Origin of the sequence: Candidatus Enterovibrio escicola, assembly GCF_002464935.1 — a bacterium.
Classification (GTDB): Bacteria; Pseudomonadota; Gammaproteobacteria; order Enterobacterales; family Vibrionaceae; genus Enterovibrio; species Enterovibrio escicola.
In genome coordinates this window covers 1-22097 of sequence record NZ_NBYY01000012.1, presented here as the reverse complement: position 1 = coordinate 22097, position 22097 = coordinate 1, and the positions used below count along the sequence as shown (strand labels likewise).

Genomic DNA, 22097 nt, shown 5'->3' with positions numbered 1-22097 from the left:
CGTCTGCTCAAGTAAAGTGACTTGCTCAGGTGTTGGATAAATACGGTATTTATATGCTTTTTCATTCATAACTCACAATAACACGCTTATTCATGTGAGTTGTATATTAATTTTACAAATTGTGAGTTTTCAAGGCATTGCCTTGACCGCTTACCTCCCCTACCTAAAAGGAAGGGGTTTCACGCGGAGTTTCGATGATTTTGCATTAGATTTTAGTCTTAGTAAGTTAGCTCTTCAAAGTGACGACAAAACCAAATGAAAGGGGGCTGTCCCATTCCAGCATTCGGATTACGTCTTACTCTAAACGCTATTTATTAGCCGGCTCGATACTGTTCCGATTTTATCCTTCAGCTTTTCAAGCACAGCTACAGTCGTCGCCTCAAGATTTTACTACCACTGTCACCAACCAAATTGGTTGGTGACAAGCTTCTTCAGCATATATCGCCCTTGGGCGGGGAGCACCATCACGGTCATCGTAGCCGTGACTTTATCTTTTCGGATACCTCGATTGAAAAGGCACTGCGGGTTGAGAAGCAGGTGAAACGGAAGGTGTTGGTTGTGGAGGGAGGGTATCAGTCACTCTAACGACAGTAACTGGATTGTCATGCTTATTTGCTTTAGCTTGTCGTCTTAATTCATATTCTTTTTCTTTCCCTCTTGCCAATCTTTCTTTTTCTGCTTGCTTTTCTCTTTCTTTTACTCTGTTCATTTTTTTAAAAAAAGCAATACTTTCATCGATAGTACTTTTATCAAAACCCGCATTAAAGTTATTTTCTGGAGTGGTTTGGGTGACTATTTTAGGTTTATCAAACCGAGAAAATGCAAAAATAACAGCACAAATAATCACGGCCAGTCCTATTAATAAGAATGTCCCTATGGCCATTGATTTATTTTTTTACTTTGCTCTCCTACGTTCAGATTCGATCTATCTTTAGAAGAGGTATCGATACTTAGAATCTTATCAGTCATAATTTAACTCCCTAGTACCGTTAATGCTTGTTGCCTTTTCGTTGTAACCGCTTGAAATAGCATCATCAGATCGCAACCCTAAAACTTGTTTACCCAATCTAAGACGAAATTCTTTTGATATCCCGTGTAAAATCATGGTGTCTTTTTCAAGGTGGTAGTTAATCAATGATTCACTACTATCCGAAGCTACTTGATAAGCAACGGGTAATTCATCATTTTTAGTAAATTTAAGACAAGTGAAACGCCCATCATCCCACATATATTTTGGCGCGAGAGCTTCATCTCCCCACTTCCCATAGCGAAAATTGGCATTACCGTTAAAACACGGAATATCAAACTTCTTATCTTTACCCGTTTTAGGCTTATCGCAGGCTAACTTTATGATGTAATGAGGGGATTTACTGGTGACTAATTGGAAAGAGTAAGTTCTCCCTTTGTTTGTTGTTATAATGAGATTGGTCTCTGGTTTTTCTGCAATGGGTTTCAGAAAAACATTATTTCCTCTCACATCAATCCCCCAGGCTTGTGCATCCCCTATCCCCATACCAGAATCCAGTGCCGACATATATTCACCTTGCTCAAATTGAATTAAAGTTGATATCCCAATTTTGGTTCTTACTCTAATAACATTTCAGAGGGCTTGACAAGGAAGTAGAAGATGATTTTATATTGTGACGTACTGGGGCTGTTGCAACCAATTAGAGGATGCAGATCTACCCAGTAATGGGCTTAACGATTACTGATAAATCACCTCAACATTAAATAGACGATTCATGAAGGCGGATCTCTCCCGAACAAGAGTTTTACCCTCATCATGACGTAACCAGAAATCAAACTGATCTTTGTTCAACATTCGCAGTGATTCGAATCCCTTGATGGTTGACCAGGCTCGCTTTCGTATTTTAAAACCGCCGGAGCTGACAACGAGCTTCTTGATGGGGGCGTGATCGGACTCGATACCATTATTGAGATACTTCACTTGCCGTTGCTCGACATCCGCTCGCAGCCGTCCCTCCTTCTTCAGGCGCGAGATAGCATGAGCATACGAGGAATGCTTGTCTGTGTTCAAGGTCTTAGGCTGAGTGTCTACATCATAGTATCTTAGGCACCGTTTCAAGAACTGATAAGCCGCATTTTTATTACGTTTTTGGGAGAAATAGAAGTCCAGTGTCTCGCCTTGCTTGTTGATAGCTCGATACAGATAATGCCATTTCCCTTTTACCTTGACGTAAGTTTCATCGAGCTGCCACGAAGAATCTGCTCGGATGAATTGATGGCGACGTAACTTCTTGCGTAATGCTGGGGCATATTCCATGAACCAACGATAAATGGTCAAGCGGTTAGCGGTTAACCGAAACCCCTCTCTCTGCCAGCATGTCGCTGAGGTTGGCGTAGCTCATTGGGGTCGAACCATACCAGCACAGGCACCAAAGAATGATTTCAGGAGCAAAGTGTTTCCATTTGAATGCGGGATTGGTCATTGAGTCACTAGATCAGAAAAGACAGAACTAAATTCTGAGTCTTGGTTGATTTTTTTGCAACAAAGCCCTATTAAGTAATAATTATACGGTATACGCTTGCTTCTATTAATTACGAAGGGTCATGTATCCAATAAGTTATAAGACGCGTTAGCAAGACTGGCAACGTGGTTGCATTGCTGTCCATCATTGCAGATACGATGCTTTTAAACAGTATTTCCTTGGTGTGTATTTTGTCGATATTGTGCTATCATAATAATCTAACTATTAAGTGATTAATAACGGTATCAAACTGCATTAGTGTCAGGAAATTAATGATTAGTTGATTATATCTAGAGTAACATAAAATGCCTAGAGGCGAGCTCTTGGCCATTAACTATAATAGCTATGGTGTGAAGGCCGAGGTAATATTTCCTTGTTGATATTACTTTGAAAGAATGCTGTTTTGAGAAAGTTATTGTGTTAGGACAAGATGAATATGAAATTTTGAATATTTTTCTCCATGATTTTCCATTTTGTCTGAGAAAATCGATTCCATATTCAATGCGTAATCGTCCAAGACTCTTTTCTAAGGTTGTCAGTTTAAATTCTAGATTCAGATGTTCTCCTATTTTTATCTGCTCCTGAAGTGTTATATTTTCGACTCGGATATGGTTTGGTGGGGCGTAGCCGTATTGACGAAGTATTTCAGGGTTTCCTTGTTTTAACAGTGTGCGACAAGCGTGTTTCAGAATTATGTCTGTATTTCTACTTTTACCCATCCATATTTTCGTGTAGTTGATGAGTAGCTCTGGGTGATCCTTGGAAATGTCATTGAGATTGTTTGCTACACTTTGTCTGACAGACTCGCTGTCGTCGTTCAATAATTTTTCGAGAATTTTAAAGATAGGTGTAGGATTTTTTTTGAACTCGTGCAGAGCTTCGGCCCATGGCAGTCTAGGGCGGCAGCCTTCAGAAGCAACTCTCCGTACATGAGGATTCTTCGATTCCGCCCACAGTTCCATTTGTGATATCATCCGTTCTTTGTGTTTTTTGATAAATGGTCTCACTGCGTATTCAGCCGTTGAGTATTGGGTAAAATGCTCTAGTGCTAATATCGAAGTATCAAAATCGTCGAGCCCATACCGTGCTACATATTCTGGAAAAAAAATATAGTAGAACCCTGTGTAATAAGTTGATACTTGTTTCAATATTTCGATGGACTCTGCGTAATTATTTGGCAGGAAGCGATGCATAACTTCGGTTATGTGGGTAATTCTAGCTTTTAGTTCCTTTAGATCCCAGTTATCGGAAAAAATTTCTTCCTGAAATCTTTCCGAATCAAAAGAGGTGTAAGCGGATTTTAATTGATGTGATAATGATTCGATAAGTTCTTTGTTGTAAAAGTGTTTTAATGGTTCTGCCATATTGCTTGTCTCATCTGTTGTAAGGTAACTTATTTTAGGATAGTCTTTGTTGGCTAGGCGTCGTCACGTCTGTTGAAAAAAACCGAGCAAAAACACGCATAAAACCCGTAAAAAAGGCATCTACAGGCATCTTAGTCGCTATTGCCTCGTCGATATCGTACCAATTCCCCTGTTTTCTGAGAGCCTATATTGATTTACCCACAATAGTCGGAATGACCCTCCGATTAAGGCGTTGCTACCCCCCCTATATATCCGCCAAATAATCTCTCTTTAAATAAGTCTTTCATTAATTGTTTCCCCTTAATAATTGTTGATATCTTTTGTTTCAGGAAAATCTCACGTAAAACGCGTGACAAAGGCTTTCTATTTGTTTGGAATCTTCTTTTTTGGTCAATTACACCGTATACAATCAAGCTTGTTGCTGGTAGCTCTGGCTACTGGCGTTTGCTTATCAAGCCGAGCATCAAGATGACTAGGTTTGATAAGTAATTTGGGGCATCTGCCACAAAGCAATTAAGCGTTAACGCTTGCTAAGATGAAGCAACCCCTGAAAATCAAGTGGTCACGTTCGTTCACTAGAACACCTAGCTCACTTACCGTATCTAAAACTAAATCAGGTAAGTATTTCGTTTTAATTTTAGTTAAAGAAAGCATCAATCAACTTCCTGTAGTTAATAAAACAATAGGTGTGGACGTTGGCATTAAAGATTTAGCTATTTGTTCGGATGGCATTAAGTTTAATAACCCCAGAACAACCAATAAATACGCTAAAAAGTTAGCCAAGGCTTCACGTCAATTAGCCAAGAAGAAAAAAGGCTCAAATTAGAATATAAAGCAGATTGGTACGGGCGAACGGTATCTGCTATTAGTCAATGGTTCCCATCATCAAAAATGTACAGTAATTGCGGTGAAATGTATTCTGGTAAATGGTCATTAGCCATTAGAACATGGTCGTGTGAGTGTGGTATTACGCACGATAGAGATCAAAATGCAGCTACCAACATTCACACTGAAAGTTTGAGATTGTTGGTAACTTAAAAAATACGTGGCGGTAGGAAGTACCGACACATTAAATGCTTGTAAGAGATTTTAGAAGACTAAAGCAATCTAGTATTGCAATGCCTAAACCGTTGACAACAAGAATCCCCTAGCTTCAGCTAGGGGGAGCTTCAATTAAAGTTATAAAGCACTGCTAACGTCACTGATAAATTCTGCGTCAGGATACTGTTTGAGCAGGACACGCTTTTACGTGTCAATATTAGACTTTTATTTTCTTGAGCTAACTCTTGCAGAGCATAGTTTGTTATCGACCTGATTTAATCAACAACACTAGGAACAACATTTAAATTCCTTCCCGTCAAGTTATTTTCGAAGTTTAACATTTCTTGTTGTAATGCTAGTTTTTGTCTCTCAATCTTAATATTACGTAACTTATCCTCATATTCTTGCTCTCTGTATTTGTCAGCTAATCTCTCATTTTCTTTAGAACGTCTTATTTTTGAAGCTTGAACTTGCTTAACTAATTCTTTTTTATGCTTCAAGGATTCGGCTAATACTTCCTTATTTTTCTCGTTCTCTGTCACACGTGTGATTATTGCACTTGCCTCATCAGCCAATTTTTTTTGTCGTTGTTCCTCCTCCATCATTTTATTTTTTCCACGTAATTCGGCACGTTGGAGCTCTAACAATTGAGTTTGTAGTATATTTGTCATTGTCTCGACGTTTTGGGTTCTTATAACATGCGGGGATGAACTGTCTTTTTTACCCGTAATTTGGCAGCCTGTAAATGAGATTATTGACAACAAAGATAGTGTAATTACTTTCATCATATAGAAATCTTATTATATATAATATGCACGTTCAATGAATAAACCCATCATTTCGTCGTACATTTCAATTGATGTTGAGTATCCAATCGTTTTCAGATTGAATCGTTTTAAATGCGTACTGAAAATTAGATTTTCCCTCTCAATAAATTCAGTATATGATCAGCATTGTTGATCTTGTGCTTGGCCTTTAACTTTCCTATCATCACCTCCCGCTTAACCCCATAATGATCTGAATCGTAGGAATTACAATCAGTTTAGGTATTGTAGAAATAACGCCTACATGATCAATTATTGAGTTTATTTTTTATAGAAGGCTTTGTTCCTAATCATCTATTATATTACCATGAAAATCTAATTACCGAGGAGCTTATTGGAGTTTTTGTCGCAAAGTGTAGTACTAAATTATAATCTCATCAACATTCCTTATTTTTAGCCTTATGACTGGAGTTGTTAATTAAAGTAGGCCTCTAACGTACTGATCAGAATCTTCTTTAGATGGCTACCGTTTAAAACATGGCATCGATGGATACAGGGGCATGGCGGATGTGTTTGACCTCAATGAATACGGCATGACTTGGTTAAACGTGACAGTGCACCTCCGAGTGAACAACAACTGACAACTTCATGTGGGAAACGTTAAAGACCAGTTTTATGCCGCGTTGTTGCACTCGTTCTTTGAAAACTTCTAGCCTTTTGCATTCCGATTAGGAAATGCACGTCGAGGTTTGTAATAGCGGGGTCCACAGTGTACTCGTGAGCACCTTGTCGTTCAAAGCTCAGTAAGGGGGCTGACATCATGCACAAAGTCCATCTCCAAACCCCAGAATTAATTGACCATCAGCGCGAATTTAAGCATGGCACCGACGCCATCATGACTGTATTTTTTAACTTGATTTTGCTTCAGCAACTCAATTGTTTAGCCATGCGACACGTCATCCAAGATGGTCCAGACTCATGCATCGAAGAATGAGTTTTATTTGATTACGCCGATGAACTTCAAGTACTCACCGAGCGGCGTTTATGCCAAGCGAACTTATTAAGCTCGGCAGGGTGGGTGACCCTTGAGGACAACAAACTTATAGCTGTCACTTAGGAAGGGGCGTACCAGATGCCTAAGTCCGAGATCGTACTTGAAGTCAGCACGGGCGAATCCAGCGAACGTCACATGATGATCGAGTCAACCATCCACGCCTTTTATCGCTATTACAATACAAAGAGATATTTGACTATGAATCCTGAACCTATTGAACCGGCCATCCACCAGCAAGTGATGACTTTCTACGATCAGATCATCATGGAGTGAAGTGGGAGGTAATGATGGGATAGGTTAAGCACAAGATCAGCAACTGGAAGTAATATAATTAAGTATTAGGGGTATGCGGATTTAGTGAGTGAAATGGGACTCTTTGAATCCATTTTAAATTCTTTGATCAAAGTTGATATGCTTGAACCATAGTTCGTTACTATTTGAGGTTCCGCAGCCATATCAAACAAGCTAATGGCATTATTAGGAATTGGATATCGTTGATATAGTGTACGTTTCACTTTTTGGAATCCTTCAGTAAATAGCATTTTAGCCCTAAGAGCTTCAAAGCTATAACCTCGACTAGTACGGTTCATAACTCGAGTGAGGTTGTTGAGACTTTCCGTATAAGCATTCGTTATTGGATGATCAAAGTACGCAAAAACTTCATTGTGCCAGTTACCCATAGCTTTGATTATCGGATCGAAATACCGCGTCATTTTAGGTGAAACCAGTCGTAGCCAAGCGTAGTAAGCTTGCTGAGCTTCATCACGCGTCTGACTGTTCCAAATGACAAAGAAAGACTCTTTAAGTTCGTAAGCTTCTCCCATTTCGGGATAGTTAAGTATCCAGCCAGAATAACGTAAGTATTCCGCATCTGAGAGTTCGTGCTTTCGCTTTAGCAGTACAAACCTATCCTTCAGTAGTCCACGGCGCTGTTGTGGCGTAAGTTGGCTACGTATTGCTTTTCTTGCACGCTCTAACGACTTGTTAGCCATTTTGACTACGTGGAACTTATCTATGACGATAGTGGCATTCGGTATCATGGTTTCTACCGTGTGCTTATCTTATAAGGACGCCACATGTCCATTGCGATAAATTCAATACGCTCTCTGTCTTCGTGTTTTGTAAAGTAGCGAAGTAGAGTTGATTTATTACGGTTGTCGAGCATATCAATGACTGTTTGATGCTCAATATTAGTTAACACGCATCGAGGTTTCTTGATGATATGAATTTCATCAATTCCTAACCATTTTGGCATTTCGAATTTCAGTTGTTCTTCTTCACGCTCGCAGTAATCTTGAAATATGTTACGGATTGTTTTTTCATCCACACCTATATCATTTGCAATACTTAAAAATGTACGTTTTTAGCTCTCTCGCGCGATGTATTCAATAAGCTGTTTAGTCATCTTACGTTTTTCATCTTTGCGCGATACAAGCTCGTAGAACGTCTTATTACAACTTTGGCACTTAAAACGTTTACGATTGAGGTGGATGCCGACACGCTTGCCGTGCATGGGTATATCCATGAGAATTTTGGTTCTTTTCCCAAAACCAACAAGATCAGATCTGTAGCAGTGGATGCAAAATGAAGGCGGGTATTTTAGTTCAGCGTAAACCTGATAATCATACTCAGATTCATGAACCTGATTAACATTGTGGTCAGATCAATTCAAAATATTTGTCATAGTCAAAAAGAAAGGAGCCGAAGCCCCTTGCTGTCACTCCACTTCTACTACATCATCAATGCTAGCCTCAGCGTACAACTCTTTGGATAGCCAGCGGTGGCCAAAAAACTCTTTAACCTCTTCCAGCGTTTCACAGACCTTGCCGCTAAAACGGTCACGCTCATCTTGCCTTCTAGTGCGACCAACTTGATGACAGATGAATTTTCCGCCTTTAGTCTTGTAAAGAGATAACTCTGTCTAACGACCAGTTTGACCGTTATAACTACTGCCAATAGCTTGATTATCAGAATTAGCCGCATTTGCTACCAGTTCACCAGTAAAGCGAACGTTTGGCGCGTTATCAATATCAAGTTTAAATGTTTCCATCTCGTTTACGTCAATTATTTGCTCTATCTCAAGTACGCTGTAATTAATGCTGCTGAAATCAGAATCCAGATAGTCAGCCAATTCGTGTGCATTCAGCTCGTCACCATCAACATCAACAACCGTAACGCTTTCTACAGACCAAACAGCATCCTATTCCTCGGTTCCTGTAGACAGAGAGTCGGAGTCGCATTCGTCGTAGTTAAAGCCTTCGGTGTAAGTAATTTTGATACCATCTAAGGTTGAGGTTTTAGAAGCCAAACCAAAAACGTGAGGAATATCGTTCAGATTAAAAGATTCGTTTTCTTTGTTCCACTCTTCAACCTGACGATCAAGACGCTCTAAAACTTCGCAATCTTGTTCTCGTTGCCAGTCGTTGCGAGCTACCAGAGTTTCAAATTCAGCGATAGAGATAGTTTTCATGGTTAAATCCTTGTCTTCTCAGAGTCGCCGCTGAGATCGACTGTGGATGTCTCCACGTTCTTAATACAAGGGTATTTGGTTTATTATGTCAATCATTAAATCTGATTTTAACCAATTAATACATCCTGTAAAAATCAATCACTAAATCCGCATACTCAGTATAGTAAACCGTGGTTCAGTGCTTTTTTGGATAGACGTCTCTGCTATTTAGGTATGGCCTTGTCTAAAGCATCATGGTTATCGTGGCCATAGGTTTATGTTTTTGATACCTTGATTGAAATAGCACTGATGGTAAAAGGTGTTTTTAAACTTCCACTTCGTGGATTTAGAAGGTTTTCTCAATTTAGTTTCTACGTTGATGAATGTCCCTCTGAAATCCTTACATATATGCATTAGTAATACGGTTGAAGACCTTAAAAGTTCAGTAGTATTTACCGAGTCTAGGAGATGTTGGCCACGGCCTTATTGATGCCTCAGGCCTACAAGTATACAATGAAGGTGAATAGAAAACACGTAAACACGGCAAGGAGAAGTGGCGTATCTGGCGCAAAACTTCATCTTGCCATTGATGTTTTTACTCATGAGGTTATTGCGGTAGTAATGAGCCATAGTTTCTATGGGGGACAATGATGTTTTATCTACATTGCTTAAACCATTACGATGAAAGATACAGCAAGTCAGTGCTGATGGATCCTATGACACATAGAGTATGTTACCACGTACTGAAGAATAAAGGAATAATTCCCAGTATCCCACCTCGAAGCAATGCGGGTTACTGGGAAAAAGGATATCCTAGAAATGAAGCTGTAAAGGCGTTGAAAGATGACAAACTGACGGAGTGGAAAAGTTTCGCTATAAACAGTTACTCAGCCCTAAAATTACTCATTCGTAATGACAATGCTCAAGTTAGTGAAGCGTTGGCAAAGGTGAAAGCGATGAATAAAGTTATAAGACTCGATATGCCTATTCGCCAGCAGATAAATTAAGACTATAAAAAAGATTTGGATTAGTGCATTATGGGTCTAATTTAATCAACTATGTCTTTAGTTTAGGCAGAAATCAAAATTAGCGTATTGATCTAAAGTCGATTAATACTATAAATCACGCGCCCTATCATTTTAACTTCTTTAAAATCTAAGAGCGATACTCGTTCATCATTATATGAAGAATTAAAATTCTTAATTATCAGGCCATTCACACTAAATTCAATACGTTTAATTCGTAGTCTATTATCAAGTTGATAAACAAATACCCTACCATCAGTTATTTTTATCTCTGATGTATCAACGAATACAATACCGTTGTCAGAGATAGCAGGTTCCATAGAATCACCTGATACGAGCAATGCAATAACGTTTTTATTAAGACTTTTATCTATAGGAATCAGATGAGAACTAATCATCAACACTTCGCTATCACAGTTTATTCCCCACCTCCCGATAGCTTCTATATCCCTATAAAATGGAATTACTAACTTACTATCTTCCAAGGTTTTATCACTAATTTGTCCCTGAATTAACCATTCATAAGAAACTCCTGCAATTTTAGATAATTTTATGAGGTTTTTTTGTGCAGGTAAATTAACTCCTTTTTCCCATTGGTTCACCGCTGTTTGACTTATATTGAGCAAACCTGCTAATTCTTTTTTAGAGAGGTTTAACTTTTGTTCTCTTATTTCTTTTATACGCTCAGCTATAGACATAGTTAGAAAGTTAGCTAATTAATTTAGACCAGTTTGAACTCAAAAATATAAAGTACAGGTTATTTTCATAAACTATTAATTTAATTAATGAATTAATAGTTTACAGATAGGTCTATTTGAACAGTTATGAGTGCAATTCCTACAAATCAGATCATCATGGAGTTAAGAGGGAGGTGATGATGGGAAAAGCAAAGCACAAGATCATCAACTAGAAACAATATAATCCAAGCCTTGGTTTACCAAGGGTCAGTGACTTTTTTGGATAGACGTCGCTGCTATTGAGGTATGGCATTGTTTAATGCATCACGGTCATCGTAGATATGGGTTTATATTTTCGGATACCAAGATTGAAACGGCATTGATGGTGAAAGATATTTTAAAACTCCTATTTTGTGGATTAGAAGGCCTTCTCAATTCAGTTTTTATATTGATGAATATCTCGTTGAAATCCCTTACAGACACCTGTATTAACCTCAGATCTGCATAATTGTTTCTTATGCAGATCTGTGAGGTTAATTAATGATTTTCACTACTACGTGCTTGCTATCATACATACGTATAGCTATTTAACTCTTGGACTAGACTCTACTATTTTGCCTTCGGCATGTGTGTACGTTACTTGCAGCCACGCTTGTCGTTGTTTATGAAGATCCGCTCAAGATCCTTTATTAAATAAGTTAGGGTAAGGCTGGTACACGCCTCGCTCAATCCTTTTAAAGATTCCTTTTTTGCGTGGCACTGATAAGTAGTTGTCTAAACTGTGTAAGCGCCATGAGAGAAGTTGCTAACTGGCATCTTTTTATTTCACCTAGGAGGTTCTTCCTCCCATATTTTAGCTACAGTAATTTTCTCATATCCCCAGAGGCTCTTTTTCTCAATAAGTAGTAATAACTCTAAGATTTTCTTTTTATGTAAAAAGCTAAGATCTCCTGCCTTCTTCTTTAACCTATTTCCGTAACCTTAAATTAAATTGTTATACACAACGTTATTACTATATGAACGTGCAGAGACACATACAACAACAAGATCTTAGTTAGCTAACGACAACGGTCCCATTATTCCGGCCAAAAATGACCTTATTGCCAAAAAAAAGGGTGGGATAACAAACAGCCACGCAAAATACCGCAGTTAAGCGGCATTGTCTTAAAAGGGTGTTAATTAATGGGTATTGGATCTCCACATGCGCTCATCATTGAGGCACTTTGAGGGTATTTACTGCGGCCATTTTTCCATTGTTTAAAGTCGTTACGCTTGCGCGTCCAAAAGCTATCTGAGAAAGGGGAATACGTCGCGTAAGCTGATGACAACTTTCTGGCCGCGCTCTTGGCAAAGGCTTTCATTTTTGATTTGATCATGTCTTCGGCATCTAACATAAATGCAAAGACTTGTTTGAACGCTGGAGTAAACCGCTTAAATGCTGCTTCAGAGCATATGCGAGGAATGGCGTTGATCTCATCAAGGGATGCGCCAGATTCTCTAAGTTCTTGTCGTTTGATATCACCAGCATCATTCGATAGGTAGCACGACTCTATCTCTAGGAACCCTGCAAGCTTTAACATCTTGATGCAATCGTCATAGACACCTTTGTTAATATCTTGCCCCCAAAGAGTTCTATATTTTTCTTTAAGTTCGGCGTGTGTGATCCCTCTAAACAGTTCAAGCCCGTTGTTGTCGTATAACGCGGATTGATATTTATTCGAGTATTTACCAATCGTCCACGATTCAATGTTCATTGAACTGATAAGCACCGTGACCACTTTGATTAAATGGACACGTTGCTTAGTTTGAAGGGTCTTCAGTAAGCTTTTGCATTGATGCAGTGGAGCCAATAACCCTCGATGACAACGTAATGGATCGTCAATGAAATCACACAAGGCTAACAAGATTCGTTTTTGATAATGCGTTAACCAGTGGATACCATCACTCATCCCCGCAAGATCGCTCATGCCAAACGTCTGTAAGTAATCCAGACAGAACTCGGCTTGTTGCTGCTCTATGCCGGTCATTGAGGATAGGGATCTGTAGTCATCGCGTAGCGCTTTGACTTTAATGAATGATTTTCGGAGGCCACTGGGGATCACTCCGGCGCTTAATACCTTGATATGCAGTTTACACAATTGCGAATCCATCGACTCTACGACGGTCGTGTGGTGCGCTAATTCGTGGATACGGCTTGTGCGATGTCTTCTCATTTTGCACCCCTATGAATAACACAGACGAACAAAGGCCAATCACGTATAACCTTACCTAAAGAGAGGATGAATAGTTTAACGTCTTTCATCAGACACGCCTTTTAAACAATTACCGACACCCGTTATCCAAAGATAGGAGAGGTATTGATTAAAATTTGGTCTGGTTATAGCTCGCACAGAGCGAGTAGGGGGTGATAAGGGCATGGTGCGACTTCCTACAGATTTCAGGGATATTTGGTTTCTCAGTCCAAACATTGAACACTCACCATATCGGAAAGGATCTAAAAGATCAAGCCATTGTATTTTGTGCACAAAAAAACCGCCCTACTGTAGGAAAGACGGCATTTTGCGAATGCAGATTAGCTGGAATGAGAGTTCCAACACATTCTAAATTTAAAAAATACACTACATAATAAACTATGTAGTAATGTGCTATGTAATGCACTCTTGTTTAAAATCTGCGTCCATTGTAGTTAGCAGAGGTCAAAAGAACAATGAAAGTATTGCTTTATAGTCAATTAATACTATAAATTACTCGACCTTTTATTTTAGCTTCTTTAAAATATGAGTGTGATATACATTCATTATTATATAACGCGTTGAAACTCTTAATTATCAGTCCATTAATACTAATTGCGATGCGTTTAACCCGTAGCCCATTTCGAGTTGATAAACAAATACCCTTCCGTCAATTATTTTCGTCTCTAATGTATCAACCACTACAATCCCGTTGTCAAAGATAGCAACTTCCATAAAATCACCAGATATTCGTAATGTACTAATATTTTTCATTAAGTCTTTGATCTATAGGAATTAGTGAGTACTGATCATCAATATTTCACTATTTCAGTTCATGAAGTAAACACTCTTGAAGCTCCCCTAGCTGAAGCAAGGGGAGCTTCAACCAAAATAGTGATGACCTAAAGACAATTTGGCAAACAATTAGAAAATGCGATTAAAAATTATGAAGATAACTTATACCCGCCTTTTTTCAGAACACTTACTAAATATTTAAACAGAGGAAATATTACATTTGCCTGTCCATGGCATCAAGGTAAAGAGTTTTTTAAAGCACCCAAGTGGAAAGTTACTCGTTGACTTCTTTGGTGATAATATTTTTAAAAGTGATGATCCTCATGCAGACCCGATGCTTGGTGAATTACTTAGCCATATAGGACCACCAGGACAATCTCAGAAATATGCAGCCCAAGTCTTTAATGCGGATGAAACATATTTTGTTCTTAACGGGGCATCGACGTCAAATAAAGTAGTAACAAATGCATTATTAACATCAGATGACCTTGTTCTTTTTGATAGGAACAATCATAAATCTTGTTATCATGGAGCCTTACTCCAAGCTGGTACAACTGCTGTATATCTAGAAACAACACGGGACAACTATGGTTTTATGCTTATGTTGTTAAGGATTAACAGGCACAGGGCATAGATATGCATAAAAAGTATATCCACATAGATATGGATTGTTTTTTTGCTGCTGTTGAGATGCGTGATAATCCCAAACTGGCTAATATCCCTTTGGCTATAGGGGGAACTGTATCTGAACGGGGAGTCATATCAACTGCTAATTATCCAGCACGGTGTTTTGGTATTCATAGTGGCATGGCAACAGCAAGTGCCCTTAGGTTATGTGAAAATTTGGTTGTGCTACCAGGCCGAATGTCTGTATACAAAGAAGTATCGCAGCAGTTACATGAAATTTTTTTGCGTTACACTCATCTGATCGAACCAGTGTCATTGGATGAAGCTTATTTAGATGTGTCAAACTCATCCTGTTGTAATGGTTCTGCAACTTTAATTGCGAATGATATCCGTAAGATTATATTTAACGAAACTAATTTAACAGCATCAGCAGGGATTGCACCGCTAAAATTCTTAGCAAAAATAGCATCCGATATAAATAAACCAAATGTGATTTATGTAATAAAACCATGCGAAGTTATTGTTTTTATTAAAAACATGCAGATAAGAAAGATTCCTGGAGTTGGTCCAAAAACAGAGGAAAGGCTTTTGTCAATGGGATTAAAAACATGTGCAGATGTTCAATGTTATGATTTTTCTTCATTCATTAAAGAGTTTGGTAAATTCGGTTTTTCAATTTGGCAACGGTGTCACGGTATAGATGATGGTCCTCTGTGTATAGATCCACCTAGAAAATCGGTAGGCGTTGAATTTACACTCCCTAACGATATATATAGCTGGGATAAATGCTGTTCAATCATAGAGAGTTTATACCCTGAGCTAGAGAGTAGGCTAATAATTTACAGTCCCCATAAGAATATATCAGGCCATGGAATTAAATTTAAGTTTGATAATTTTAAATTAACAACCCATAACCATGCATACCCTATTCTGGATCTGACTAATTTATTATCGATTGCTAAAAATGCTTGGGATATTAGGAGGGAGGGAAGAGGAGTAAGACTAATAGGTCTTCATGCATATTTGCCGAATCAGTTAAAAATGAAGCAACTTCAATTAAATTATAACTAAAAATTTTCAAATTGGCTATTAACCAATATTGAGCATCAAACAGTCATTGATATGCTCGACAACCGTAATAAATCAACTCTACCCGATGAGCGTGGTGCGTTACTACTATGACGCACTGACACGCTTTGACGTCAATACACGCCTTGGTGGGATCGCTATGCCAGTGTTGTTGATTCACGGACAAAATGATTGTGTTATTAACTGAAATTGCCACGAAAATAGGCTATCGCTTTAATGCCGTACTGACTGACAAAGAGAAGCAAGACCACTTTCCTAAAGATCGAGGGATAATGAAGATTCTTCTTTTAGACTGTTTTCTCCAATGGAGAGAGCAAGAACAATGAAAAATAATAAAGATTTTGTTTTCTTTGGTTATCACCTTTTTAAGGATGGTTTCTTTACTGCCTTAAAAAGAACTTGAGTTATTAGTGCCCTTGTTGGGACAATCCTTGTCCTGCATCAGAACTTAAAAAATATTAAACAGTTTGTGACTGTGGTGAAAGATCACCTAAACTCAAAGTAAAATTTTTCATTAAGATCAACGCTACAACAATAGATTAAAAAAATCCCTCGATTTTCATCGAAGGATTTTTATAGGAAAACAGTAATCTTGCAGGATTCTGTCTTCGACATTATCTTTTACTCAATGGATATTGACACCACCGAGTTGAACAGTATTTGCATCTGTCCAAACCGTAATTTGTTTTCCCCCCATAGACGAAAATATATAGGAATGAAGCTCATCAACTTGCTCTTGCGACAAACTCATGGAAGCAATCATATCAGAGCTTAGCGGAGCTGGTGCTGCTCCACTTGCGTAATAGTGCCATCCACCTGCTTTCAAGTTAAAGGTGTCGTTACCTGCACCCAACCAAGCCACAAAACCATTCCAATCCTCTGGGTTAACATCCGTCGACCCTTGTTCCACAGCATTAGACTGGTCGTAAATAGCATTGCCATCAATTGTTACCATCTGGTCACCTTCACCCGCAATTACTGCTTCAATACTAGTCATCGCCATATGATATGGAACTATGCTGCTATCTGAGAAGAACGAAGAACCAGAAAAGTCGATGTTTGCATCACCCTTGACCAGTAGGATATCGAAGCCTTTGTTACCCTTATAAATGGTTTCGTGATCCATTATGAATCCTTCATCAGAGAAGTCTTCTTGATCGAAGATCATGGTGTCATTTCCTTGGCTACCAATGTACAAGTCAAAACCCGTACCGCCGTCCATCAAACTATCACCTACAGACCCTGCATGTAGAATATCATTACCTGCATTACCATAGAGTGAATCAAAACCGCCATCACCAAACAATTGATCTTTGCCTGAGCCACCATAAAGAGTATCGTGGCCTGAGCCACCATAGATTATATCATCGCCACTATTACCGTAAAGCGTATCAGATCCATCGTGGCCCTTGATCACATCATGACCTGTACTACCGTAGATAATATCATTATCATAACCACCGTTAAGGATCTGACTATGTGCTTTATCTTTCACAACTTCTATATACGTTGGTTTTGAAAGGTCAAATAATTGATAATTGTCGGCTCTAATAAGGTTTATATCTTTACTTGCGACTGTACCTGCGAAAGTGACTGTATGCTGGTAAGGCAACCTCTCTCTCTCCGAAATCGCCACCGCTGCACCCCCTGCTGCTTGAATAGATATTTTATGTTCGTAGATCCAACTAGGTAATTTATGTCTTCCCATCCAGAAAACAGTTGAACAGTACTTGGCATTAGTTTCCAAGCTAACGATACAACCAAGAGGTTGGTTATCAGACACCACTTTCATAGAGAAAGGCGCTGAAAAATCCATTTCTTTACCACTAACCGCTCTCCTGCTAACCAAATCTTGATTATTCACAGTACCCGCAAAGGCAGTTACATTAGTGTCAGTTAAATCATACCAGTTGGAGAGCATAACCCCTGCACCCTGAGAGGCTTGAACATAAATTTCATGCCCTTTTATCCAATTAGGTAAAGCATATCCTGAACTTTGACCGACTGGCAAACAGAATCTATCGTTGCTTTCCAAACTTATAATACAACCAAGTGCTTTATCACTACTCACCACTCTCATGGAATGAGGTGTTGAGAAGTTTAACGTCTCACCATTTAATGCTTTTACAGCAATCAATTTATCATTGGTCACGGTACCTGAGAATGTAGCCAGATGATCGGAAGATAAATTATTCAAACCAGAGAGCATAACTGCCGTTCCAGCAGATGCCTGAACATAAACTGAATGTCCTTTTATCCAACTAGGTAAGGAGGAGTCGGAACTCTTGCCGACGGGCAAACAGTATTTGTCCTTGGTTTTCAGGCTAATAATACAACCAAGGGGGTTCTTGTCTCTCACCACTCTCATTGATCTGGGGTTAGACAAATTGAGTCTATCACCATTGATGGCTCCGACATTAATCAGTTGCTGATTAGTCACTGTCCCTGAAAAGATAGCCAAACGATGGTAAGACAAATTGTCCATGTCTGAGAGCATTACCGCTGCACCTTCTGATGCTTGAACATATACTTCATGACCATTAATCCAATCTGGTAATGAATATCCTGATCTTTGACCCACGGGCAAACAATATCTTTCATTAGATTCTAAACTGACAATGCACCCTTGAAGCTCTTCTGCAGCAATCGAATAATTACCAATCGATAGAGCCAACAATGCCATTGTGCCCGAAAATAAACTTTCAACTTTCGTCATATTTAATTCCTTCTTAAATAACTGTAAGACATTTGTGTGGAATGAAATTTGGATTCAAGTAATAAGTGCAATACGATGAAGTTATACGTGTGATAGCAAAATTCGCCATCTATAACTAACTCAACAAAGTTTAGTTTCTTGCACTTACTTGTATTAATTTAGCGATATATCTTTTGTATTTTTCTAAAGGGTCAAGGCTGATTCCACTATCATGTCAAGTTCACTTCATCAGCCTTATATTTTAATCATCCTTAACTAATCTTCACTCGCTGTAAAAGGTCACTCCAATCGCATATTAAAGTGGTCAATAATTTCTTGATGCTATTTTTCGAATTGAGTATTCTTGACAAGGTAGGAGGAAACAATATGTTAAGGTAAGATCCCGTAAAAACTCAGCGTATAGTATAGTCTGAGAAATTTTTAGGTAAAGAATGGAAATCGGCTTAATTTATATAGCCCTCCGTCAGGTAAAATGCACAACCTAGCGGAGAATTAGATAAACTAAAGCACACTCTCAGTCTCCTCTTTTGGCTTGGAGATGTGAGTATGCGTTTATCTTAAAAGCGTGTCAGGAGTTTATCACTTAGCCGTAAAAAACCGTCATTTATGGCGGGGATGTAAGGCATTACGGCGTAGCCGTAAATATTACTCAGGGCGATTTTGTTGCTCTATATATTTGGTTAAAATTTCAGGGTATTCCTTCCTCATAAGCCTAGAACTAACCCCTTTCAATGAATTAATTAACTTACTAAGTTGCACTTTTGGAGGATACTCAACAAGTAAATGAACGTGATCTTTTTCACTATTAAATTCAGTTAAATTAACCTCAAAATCCTGACAAGTTTCCTCTAATATTATTTTTAGCTGATTTAGCATATCGTCATTAAACACCTTTCTTTTGTATTTTGTGATAAAAACCAATCTCACTAGATCTTTTTAGCTGGTAGACAGCGCCATCAGAAATAAACGCTTTTAAATTATGTACCTATGTAGATTATCAAATGGATATTTGAGCGCGCACTAGGAACACTATCAATAAGAATATTAGAAAACTCCGTATCATTCTTAAACATTGTGTGTTTCTGGGATACAGTCAATACATTCCGTTGTTTCCTTGGTGCAAAATAGATAAAGGGCGCACACGATTCTTTTCTTTAGATGAAGAACGAATAATTGTTGATTAATTTTGGTTAAACCAGAGAGCCTTAATCGCTGATTTTGTCATTGTTACAATAGATACTGGCAGTAGAACTTGGGAACTACAAAACTGGAATTGCGAGATGTGATGGAAGATTGTTCACATATAATGCTCCAAGATACGAAGGACGGGCAAACACGGCGAGTTCCCCTACTTAAACGTTCAGCAGACATCATGCATGAACGAAAAGAAAGAGGTCTTCACATGCTGTTTGAAGGATTCTCCGGAGCGAAACTCAGAAACAACTATAAAAAAATGCGGACGGAGATAGGTTACAAAGATGATCCAGAGTTCATACCACACCTGATGTGTCATACATGTACCACGCTTTTGGCTATGAATAACACACCGGATAGAAAGCCTGTGGCGGAAAAGGCTAACGAACTTTGGGGGTTATACGGAGATAAAGTTTATATTTCTGGTTCATTGGAGCAGGAACCTGCAAACAAGGGAGTGATACTGAATACGGGTATAAAAAACATGAAACCCAAAGTGATGAAAATTTTGGATCGTCTGATGCTCTGAAAACGATTGATTATCAAAACCGTTTGACCAACTAAAAAACATAGCTATGCGCTAATTTATACATTAATGGGGCACGAACCAAATCTAATCTCTACCCTACGGCCTCGTGCGGGATATGTCGCTATTACACGTCTACTTAACCGATAACAAGTGCGCAGAATTAAGATACTCGACAACTCAATTATTAACGCCACATAATGCCCTCGGCATTTTGATTTATATTTTGTTTCGGCTAAAATGCAAAAAACCTGTGATCCTGCAAGGTTTTTGGTATTGGGAATACTGCACCATTTCATTATGAGTGCCAACTCTCACCCACAAGATATTATGCATTTTTAAATTGCGTCACACTTTATCAATTAACGTTGGGATTTATATCCTTTACTGGCGTTATTTCCCTAATATCTGAACTAATCGCAATTCCTACGATCAGATCATCATGGAGTTAAGTGGGAGGTGATGATGGGAAATGAGAAGCACAAAAACATTAACTGGAAACAGTATAATCAAGCATTAGTAAACCGTGTCTCAGTGACTTTTTGGATAGACGACGCTGCCATTAAAACATGGCATTGTCCAAAGCATCACGGTCGTGGGTTTATATTTACTGATACCGCGATTGAAAAGGCACTGATGGTGAAACGTATTTTTCAACTCCCACTTCGTGGATTAGAAGGTTTTTTCAATTCAGTTCTTACGTTGATGAAAGTCCCACTAAACTTCCCCACATACACGTGCATTAGTAACTGTTCGAAGACTGTATAAGTTAAATACCATTTGCCACATCAATGAGCTGTCGCCCACGTTATTATTGATTCCTCAGGTCTAAAGTTATACGGCGAAGGTTAATGGAAAACGCCTAAAAACGGGAAGGAGAAACAGAGTATCAGGCAGTTCCAAAATTTCATCACTTTGGGTTTTATATTTTTTACACCCGTATTCAGTATCACTCCCTTGTTTGCAAGTTCCTGCTCCAATGAACTAGAGATATAAACTTTATCTCCATATAAACACCCCCAACGCTCATCAACCATTTCCGATACAGGCTTTCTATCATCCACATTAGCCGTTGTCACTTTGACTGAGATAATGCACCTTGGTCATTGATAATGAGGTGTAATTTGAAACCATAGAACCACTCCATCGTTCCTTTTCCTCGCTTCGCGGTACCTTCAAAAACCTGATGTCTGAGAATACGTAGGTTGTAACAAACCTATAGCTAGGACGAATCAACGAAGGCAATCCCTGTCGGCCTTGCCTAACGATGAGTGAGGTAAGAGAAAAGAGAAACCAGAACACCTTTTATCATCTTGAGCATCCTCGTGTAGCTAACTAATTCAAATTCTCTGTTAGTTAATGGTCTATCTTTTTTATCTGCCTGCTTATTTTACTTTCCGTTCCTGCTTGTACATGTTGTATGCCACCCCTGATCGCGCTGCCTATAAGAGCTAATAATGCCTGAGAAACCTCTGTTTAGCAGTGTGCTTACTGTAGTGTTGTTGTGGCACCCTGCCCAATCGGGCTTTGCTGGTTCACTATCCCAGTAAACATCGCCCACCTCACTCTCACGTTTCATACAAGCAGACTTAAACACCTCTCGCAATTTATCGATCATCACACCCGTAAGTATTTTGCGTCTGTACTTTGTCGTAAGGACCACATTGACAACTAGCTTGCTAACACTGTGTCGTTTCCTAACGTAGCCGTGCAGTAATTTTTTATTATGCTCACTCACTTTACAATATCCATATAAGATCTGATGTTAATTCAGGAAATTCGTTGGTGAAATAGTAACAAACAAAGTGGATGTAATAGGTTTTGAAGTCTCGATACCCTGATTGATGGAAAGCTATCACTATTATCATCACTTCGCTAATTGAAAGGCAAACGTCTTGTTTCTTTGTTTTATAGCAGAAGAAATTAGGTGTTTTTTTGGCTTTGTTGCAAAAAAATCAACCAAGACTCAGAATTTAGTTCTGTCTTTTCTGATCTAGTGACTCAATGACCAATCCCGCATTCAAATGGAAACACTTTGCTCCTGAAATCATTCTTT

Annotated in this window: 24 protein-coding genes and 7 pseudogenes; 10 read left to right on the top strand and 21 right to left on the bottom strand. The window is 38.7% G+C overall.

Translation table 11 applies throughout. The features are described 5' to 3' along the window. The 6 genes and pseudogenes from BTN49_RS20495 to BTN49_RS12880 all read right to left on the bottom strand — a co-directional run. A partial coding sequence (locus BTN49_RS20495; RefSeq protein WP_146679147.1) for a helix-turn-helix domain-containing protein occupies nucleotides 1-69 on the bottom strand: 69 nt, incomplete at its 3' end. A gap of 418 nt (nucleotides 70-487) precedes the next feature. Further along, complete coding sequence (locus BTN49_RS05340) at nucleotides 488-883, bottom strand: hypothetical protein (RefSeq protein ID WP_097356320.1); 396 nt, start codon at nucleotides 881-883, stop codon at nucleotides 488-490. A 78-nt stretch (nucleotides 884-961) separates the two neighbouring features. After that, the gene (locus BTN49_RS05335; protein WP_097356319.1) at nucleotides 962-1594 is read right to left on the bottom strand and encodes a TrbG/VirB9 family P-type conjugative transfer protein; all 633 of its coding nucleotides are present in this window, start codon (nucleotides 1592-1594) and stop codon (nucleotides 962-964) included. Nucleotides 1595-1705: 111 nt separating this feature from the next. Beyond that, nucleotides 1706-2450: pseudogene (locus BTN49_RS05330) on the bottom strand (IS6 family transposase). A 329-nt stretch (nucleotides 2451-2779) separates the two neighbouring features. Beyond that, nucleotides 2780-3853 carry a DNA alkylation repair protein gene (locus tag BTN49_RS05325; protein WP_097356318.1) on the bottom strand — a complete coding sequence of 358 codons (1074 nt, stop codon included), beginning with the start codon at nucleotides 3851-3853 and terminating at the stop codon, nucleotides 2780-2782. Between the two features lie 224 nt (nucleotides 3854-4077). Beyond that, nucleotides 4078-4266 carry a hypothetical protein gene (locus BTN49_RS12880; protein ID WP_146679143.1) on the bottom strand — a complete coding sequence of 63 codons (189 nt, stop codon included), beginning with the start codon at nucleotides 4264-4266 and terminating at the stop codon, nucleotides 4078-4080. Between the two features lie 122 nt (nucleotides 4267-4388). Between BTN49_RS12880 and BTN49_RS17535 the strand changes: the two genes are divergently transcribed. Next, a complete protein-coding gene (locus BTN49_RS17535; protein WP_223823890.1) occupies nucleotides 4389-4679 on the top strand; it encodes a transposase in 291 nt (96 codons plus the stop codon). After that, the gene (locus BTN49_RS17530) at nucleotides 4649-4891 is read left to right on the top strand and encodes a zinc ribbon domain-containing protein (RefSeq protein WP_223823891.1); all 243 of its coding nucleotides are present in this window, start codon (nucleotides 4649-4651) and stop codon (nucleotides 4889-4891) included. The genes BTN49_RS17535 and BTN49_RS17530 overlap by 31 nt, the downstream gene beginning before the upstream one ends. 278 nt (nucleotides 4892-5169) lie before the next feature. Here the strand turns inward: BTN49_RS17530 and BTN49_RS05315 are convergent, their stop codons facing one another. Together BTN49_RS05315 and BTN49_RS20490 are read right to left on the bottom strand one after the other, a co-directional pair. After that, nucleotides 5170-5565 (bottom strand): DUF5384 family protein, encoded by a 396-nt coding sequence (locus BTN49_RS05315; RefSeq protein WP_146679141.1) that lies wholly within the window; start codon nucleotides 5563-5565, stop codon nucleotides 5170-5172. 129 nt (nucleotides 5566-5694) lie between these two features. Then, entirely contained in the window at nucleotides 5695-5826 is a 132-nt protein-coding gene (locus tag BTN49_RS20490) for an IS1 family transposase (RefSeq protein WP_097356323.1), read from the bottom strand. 652 nt (nucleotides 5827-6478) lie between these two features. Between BTN49_RS20490 and BTN49_RS13900 the strand changes: the two genes are divergently transcribed. Both BTN49_RS13900 and BTN49_RS05305 read left to right on the top strand, forming a co-directional pair. Beyond that, nucleotides 6479-6652: an SRPBCC family protein gene (locus BTN49_RS13900; protein WP_158523633.1), complete on the top strand. Its 174-nt coding sequence runs from the start codon at nucleotides 6479-6481 to the stop codon at nucleotides 6650-6652. Between the two features lie 138 nt (nucleotides 6653-6790). Next, on the top strand, nucleotides 6791-6985 hold the full coding sequence (locus BTN49_RS05305; protein ID WP_097356316.1) for a hypothetical protein: 195 nt from the start codon (nucleotides 6791-6793) through the stop codon (nucleotides 6983-6985). 65 nt (nucleotides 6986-7050) lie between these two features. On the opposite strand, the gene BTN49_RS15345 is transcribed toward BTN49_RS05305, so the two are convergent. The 6 genes from BTN49_RS15345 to BTN49_RS15320 all read right to left on the bottom strand — a co-directional run bounded on the left by BTN49_RS15345 (nucleotide 7051) and on the right by BTN49_RS15320 (nucleotide 9182). Beyond that, the gene (locus BTN49_RS15345; protein WP_199399396.1) at nucleotides 7051-7752 is read right to left on the bottom strand and encodes a transposase; all 702 of its coding nucleotides are present in this window, start codon (nucleotides 7750-7752) and stop codon (nucleotides 7051-7053) included. Between the two features lie 5 nt (nucleotides 7753-7757). After that, on the bottom strand, nucleotides 7758-8039 hold the full coding sequence (locus tag BTN49_RS19020) for a transposase (protein WP_199399395.1): 282 nt from the start codon (nucleotides 8037-8039) through the stop codon (nucleotides 7758-7760). Nucleotides 8040-8075: 36 nt separating this feature from the next. Beyond that, entirely contained in the window at nucleotides 8076-8291 is a 216-nt protein-coding gene (locus tag BTN49_RS15335) for a transposase family protein (protein ID WP_199399397.1), read from the bottom strand. A 152-nt stretch (nucleotides 8292-8443) separates the two neighbouring features. Beyond that, complete coding sequence (locus tag BTN49_RS15330; RefSeq protein WP_199399394.1) at nucleotides 8444-8668, bottom strand: hypothetical protein; 225 nt, start codon at nucleotides 8666-8668, stop codon at nucleotides 8444-8446. Beyond that, the gene (locus BTN49_RS15325) at nucleotides 8634-8843 is read right to left on the bottom strand and encodes a hypothetical protein (RefSeq protein WP_199399393.1); all 210 of its coding nucleotides are present in this window, start codon (nucleotides 8841-8843) and stop codon (nucleotides 8634-8636) included. The genes BTN49_RS15330 and BTN49_RS15325 overlap by 35 nt, the downstream gene beginning before the upstream one ends. Before the next feature lie 69 nt (nucleotides 8844-8912). After that, nucleotides 8913-9182 (bottom strand): hypothetical protein, encoded by a 270-nt coding sequence (locus BTN49_RS15320; protein ID WP_199399392.1) that lies wholly within the window; start codon nucleotides 9180-9182, stop codon nucleotides 8913-8915. Nucleotides 9183-9327: 145 nt separating this feature from the next. On the opposite strand from BTN49_RS15320, the pseudogene BTN49_RS05290 reads away from it, so the two are divergent. Then, nucleotides 9328-10168, top strand: a pseudogene (locus tag BTN49_RS05290) (IS5 family transposase). A gap of 92 nt (nucleotides 10169-10260) precedes the next feature. On the opposite strand, the gene BTN49_RS05285 reads toward BTN49_RS05290, so the two are convergent. Beyond that, nucleotides 10261-10884: an XRE family transcriptional regulator gene (locus BTN49_RS05285; RefSeq protein ID WP_097356315.1), complete on the bottom strand. Its 624-nt coding sequence runs from the start codon at nucleotides 10882-10884 to the stop codon at nucleotides 10261-10263. Between the two features lie 262 nt (nucleotides 10885-11146). Here BTN49_RS05285 and BTN49_RS05280 point away from each other — a divergent pair, with 262 nt between their 5' ends. Beyond that, on the top strand, nucleotides 11147-11371 hold the full coding sequence (locus BTN49_RS05280; protein WP_223823892.1) for a transposase: 225 nt from the start codon (nucleotides 11147-11149) through the stop codon (nucleotides 11369-11371). 667 nt (nucleotides 11372-12038) lie between these two features. On the opposite strand, the gene BTN49_RS05275 is transcribed toward BTN49_RS05280, so the two are convergent. Beyond that, nucleotides 12039-12890, bottom strand: a complete 852-nt coding sequence (locus tag BTN49_RS05275; RefSeq protein ID WP_146679139.1) for a hypothetical protein — start codon at nucleotides 12888-12890, stop codon at nucleotides 12039-12041. Nucleotides 12891-14006: 1116 nt separating this feature from the next. On the opposite strand from BTN49_RS05275, the pseudogene BTN49_RS05270 reads away from it, so the two are divergent. Beyond that, nucleotides 14007-14487 (top strand): annotated as a pseudogene (locus BTN49_RS05270) (ornithine decarboxylase); the annotation flags it as partial. Nucleotides 14488-14525: 38 nt separating this feature from the next. Continuing rightward, complete coding sequence (gene dinB, locus BTN49_RS05265) at nucleotides 14526-15587, top strand: DNA polymerase IV (protein WP_097356312.1); 1062 nt, start codon at nucleotides 14526-14528, stop codon at nucleotides 15585-15587. A gap of 643 nt (nucleotides 15588-16230) precedes the next feature. Here the strand turns inward: dinB and BTN49_RS05260 are convergent. Both BTN49_RS05260 and tnpA read right to left on the bottom strand, forming a co-directional pair. Further along, on the bottom strand, nucleotides 16231-18321 hold the full coding sequence (locus BTN49_RS05260; RefSeq protein ID WP_158523632.1) for an Ig-like domain-containing protein: 2091 nt from the start codon (nucleotides 18319-18321) through the stop codon (nucleotides 16231-16233). A gap of 645 nt (nucleotides 18322-18966) precedes the next feature. Continuing rightward, the gene (gene tnpA, locus BTN49_RS05255) at nucleotides 18967-19248 is read right to left on the bottom strand and encodes an IS200/IS605 family transposase (protein WP_263363901.1); all 282 of its coding nucleotides are present in this window, start codon (nucleotides 19246-19248) and stop codon (nucleotides 18967-18969) included. Between the two features lie 577 nt (nucleotides 19249-19825). Here tnpA and BTN49_RS22045 point away from each other — a divergent pair. Continuing rightward, a pseudogene (locus tag BTN49_RS22045) lies at nucleotides 19826-20041 on the top strand (transposase); the annotation flags it as partial. Between the two features lie 465 nt (nucleotides 20042-20506). Continuing rightward, nucleotides 20507-20890 (top strand): annotated as a pseudogene (locus tag BTN49_RS05245) (transposase); the annotation flags it as partial. Nucleotides 20891-20895: 5 nt separating this feature from the next. Here BTN49_RS05245 and BTN49_RS05240 read toward each other — a convergent pair. The 3 genes and pseudogenes from BTN49_RS05240 to BTN49_RS22040 all read right to left on the bottom strand — a co-directional run. Then, nucleotides 20896-21401: pseudogene (locus BTN49_RS05240) on the bottom strand (IS982 family transposase); the annotation flags it as partial. A 30-nt stretch (nucleotides 21402-21431) separates the two neighbouring features. Next, nucleotides 21432-21779, bottom strand: coding sequence for a transposase (locus BTN49_RS17525; protein WP_097356308.1), 348 nt, complete (start codon nucleotides 21777-21779; stop codon nucleotides 21432-21434). Nucleotides 21780-21801: 22 nt separating this feature from the next. Continuing rightward, nucleotides 21802-21977 (bottom strand): annotated as a pseudogene (locus BTN49_RS22040) (IS982 family transposase); the annotation flags it as partial. Nucleotides 21978-22097 lie beyond the last annotated feature (120 nt).